Below are 3,058 nucleotides of genomic sequence, written 5' to 3' on the forward strand. Positions count from 1 at the left end.
GTCCTCAAAAGCGGTCAGTCACAGATAGGGTATGCATCAGTCAGTGAAAAGCTAGCGCGACAGATACAGCATCTTCTCCTGCGATTTGGTGTAGTAGCTACCCTGAAAAAACGGCTAGTTAAATATCAAGATAGTCGTAGAGTCGCTTGGCAACTAGATATTACTGATGCAGTATCCATCAAAGCTTTCATTGATGAAATCGGTATCTTTGGAAAAGAGAAAGCATTATCAGGAGTTAAAGAAGCTCTAGCTCTGAAGAAATATCAAACTAACCGTGACTTAATTCCTATAGAAGTCTGGGAGCAGATAGCAGCAGCTAAAGGAAATGAACCTTGGGGAGTTTTGGCGAGACGAGCTGGGATTAAAGGATACTCTAATATTCATGTTGGTAAGCGATCTCCAACACGAGAAAGGCTGCTTCAAATCTCAACTGCATTGGACAACTTACGACTTCAGCAAATTGCTACAAGTGATGTTTACTGGGATGAAATTGTTTCTATTGAGCCAATTGGCGACCATCAGGTATATGACCTAACAATTCCAGAAACCCACAATTTTGTTGCTAACGATATTTTTGTCCATAACTCCCAGATCTCTTTGTTCCTAGCCCTCCAAATGATTCTGCTCCACGAGCTACCTGTTGTCATCTTCTCGCTGGAGATGACAAAGAAACAGCTGGAATACAGGCTGTGGAGTTTAATTAGCGTGACTAACGCCTACAAGCATCTAGGCATAACACCCCTGAAAAGCGATCGCATCCGCAAACATCGTGCGGGATTGGAATCCTTGGCTAGCTGGGAATTTAACAGTATTGCCAAAATCGTCAGCATTGCCTCAGAGTTGCCGCTGTACATGAATGACAGTCGAGGGATTACGGTGGCTGGAATTGCTTCAGAATGCCGCCAGGTTAAAGCAAAAGAAGGCTCGCTGGGGCTGGTTGTAGTTGATTACCTACAGATGATGGCAGAGGACACTGGAGGCAACCGCAGCTACGAACTAGGAGACGTGGCACGGGGACTGTACAAAATGGCTGGCGATCTAGATGTCCCTGTATTGGCACTTTCTCAAATCTCTAGAGCAGTTGAGAGTAGACAAAACAAGCGCCCGATGATGAGCGACTTGAGCCAATCAGGAATTTTAGAGATGGTGGCAGACAATATCATCCTGGCTTACCGAGACGAATATTATCACCCAGATAGCGAGGAGCAGGGAATCCTAGAGCTGATCGCGGCTAAGGCACGTCACGGCGATACGGGTACAGCAACGGTGTTTTTTGACAAGTCCTATGGAATTCTCAAAAATCTAGATCCAAGCGTGTAATGCAGACTTTCTCAAGCACAGAGCAGCAGTACAGGCAGATCTAAGCAGTGACTATATGAGGGAAAGCTCATCTCAACTCCACTAGCTCTTATGAGTAACAAGAAACTTGTAGCTACTAAATCTTCTTCTATGGTGGAGTCTAATACATCGATCCCTGTAGAAGCTGCCCAGGTAGAAATTTTAGCAGAACTTACCCACGACGAAGAACGCGATCGCCACCGTTTAGAATTGCGGGTAGAGAGAGCATTTTACGAAGCAGGGAAAGCAATCAAGGAATTGCGCGACCGTCGTTTGTACCGTAGCACTCACAGTAATGATTTTGTTGGTTACTGCCGCGACCGTTTTGGCAAGACTAAACAAGCTGTTAATTATTTGATTACCGCAGCTGAGGTTTATGAAAATCTGACGACAACAATTTGTTGTCGCGTACTGCCAACTTCAGAAGGACAGGTGCGATCGCTATCTGGGTTAGAGTTAGAAAAACAAGTGGAAGTATGGCAGCAAGCTGTAGACCTAGCTGATGGTAAGGTTCCTAGCGGTCGTATCGTTAAGGGGATCGTCGAGCAGCTCAAAGAAAAGCCCTTGGGGAATGCCAAAGACTATTGCCAGGTAGGTGATGTATTCACTTTGGTCAGGTTGGAAGGTAAAGAAAAGAAATATAACGGCTGTTGGGCGATTGCAGTGGAGCCAAGAGACTTTACTATCATTGTTGACGTACACGACACGACTCTAACTGTGAAGCCAGAAAACTTAAATAAGATTGATTCTCCCGAAGTCCATCGCCAACTACCGCAGATTTTGCACCGGATTAGGAGAGTAAGGGAAGTACCTGGATTTCGCGATCGCGTAGCTTATACCATGCTGGAGCATTTGGGAAAACAGACTTATCTCACGCCTTTGGAAGATAAAGTTTTGCGGTTGATCGAGAAAGAGTATGGGGTTGGGGATGTTGAGTAAGAAGTGGAAGGGCGAACTCAGGAGCGATAACTAAGTTTAGCTCCGCGCTTCGCATTCTACGACTGGTTTTGTAAAAACTGGCAAAATACTCTGACAAGCCTAACTTTTCGTGATTTTTTGCTATTTGTCACTTGTCACCGCCAGCAATTCGCATCCACATTGGCAGTTGGGTTTGGCGACCGCCTTCAATGCGTTCCAGGGCAGCTAGCATCTCTATGCGAACGTCAAATTCTGTTTCGCCAACAGCCGCTTGACGCAGTAGGTCTACCGCAGAGGAATCACCTATCTCATTGAGGAAACGAGCAGCTCTCCAGCGGACTAGAGGAGAGGAATCTGTTAACGCCTGACACATGGTAGCGATCGCTTCCTCATCGCCTAAATCGCTCAGGGCATCCCCCGCCGTTCTCCGCACAATTGCCGAACTGTCAGAAATGACTACGCGGCACAGAGGATTGACTGCCTGTTTAATGCCGCTGCTACCCAAGATTGCAGCAGCCCAACGGCGAATGGTGCTATGCTCGTCTTCAAGAAGGGCGATCGCGGCAGAGAAAGTTTCAGAATTCACCTCGATTTGCTGGAGTGCCTTGAGTCGATATTTCCAATCGGGATGGTTAAGTTTAGCTAGTAGGGGTAAAAGTAGCGAAGATACTGTTGGCGAATTCGTCAGAGAAAAAAGCTACGCTATTTGGGGCTTAAGCTCTATAAATCGAGAGTAGCGAGTTCGAGCCAGTGGGATAGCTGAGAGCCAAGCATCCCAGCGAATCAAATTGAGAGCAGTGGC

General features: G+C 46.5%; 3 protein-coding genes. 2 read left to right on the forward strand and 1 reads right to left on the reverse strand.

The window, feature by feature from the left end:
- On the forward strand, positions 1–1,320 hold a 1,320-nt coding region (locus ACRC32_RS26475), incomplete at its 5' end, for a DnaB-like helicase C-terminal domain-containing protein (RefSeq protein WP_438556773.1).
- 90 nt (positions 1,321–1,410) lie between these two features.
- On the forward strand, positions 1,411–2,277 hold the full coding sequence (locus tag ACRC32_RS26480) for a hypothetical protein (protein WP_438556774.1): 867 nt from the start codon (positions 1,411–1,413) through the stop codon (positions 2,275–2,277).
- A gap of 127 nt (positions 2,278–2,404) precedes the next feature.
- Here the strand turns inward: ACRC32_RS26480 and ACRC32_RS26485 are convergent, their stop codons facing one another.
- Positions 2,405–2,944: a HEAT repeat domain-containing protein gene (locus tag ACRC32_RS26485; protein WP_438556775.1), complete on the reverse strand. Its 540-nt coding sequence runs from the start codon at positions 2,942–2,944 to the stop codon at positions 2,405–2,407.
- Positions 2,945–3,058 lie beyond the last annotated feature (114 nt).

The organism is Chroococcidiopsis sp. (genome assembly GCF_051657925.1).
Taxonomy (GTDB): domain Bacteria; phylum Cyanobacteriota; class Cyanobacteriia; order Cyanobacteriales; family Chroococcidiopsidaceae; genus Chroococcidiopsis.

Bases quoted from the DNA above. Each gene is read 5' to 3' on its own strand.
- ACRC32_RS26480 (WP_438556774.1), top strand. From the start codon at position 1,411: ATGAGTAACAAGAAACTTGTAGCTACTAAATCTTCTTCTATGGTGGAG.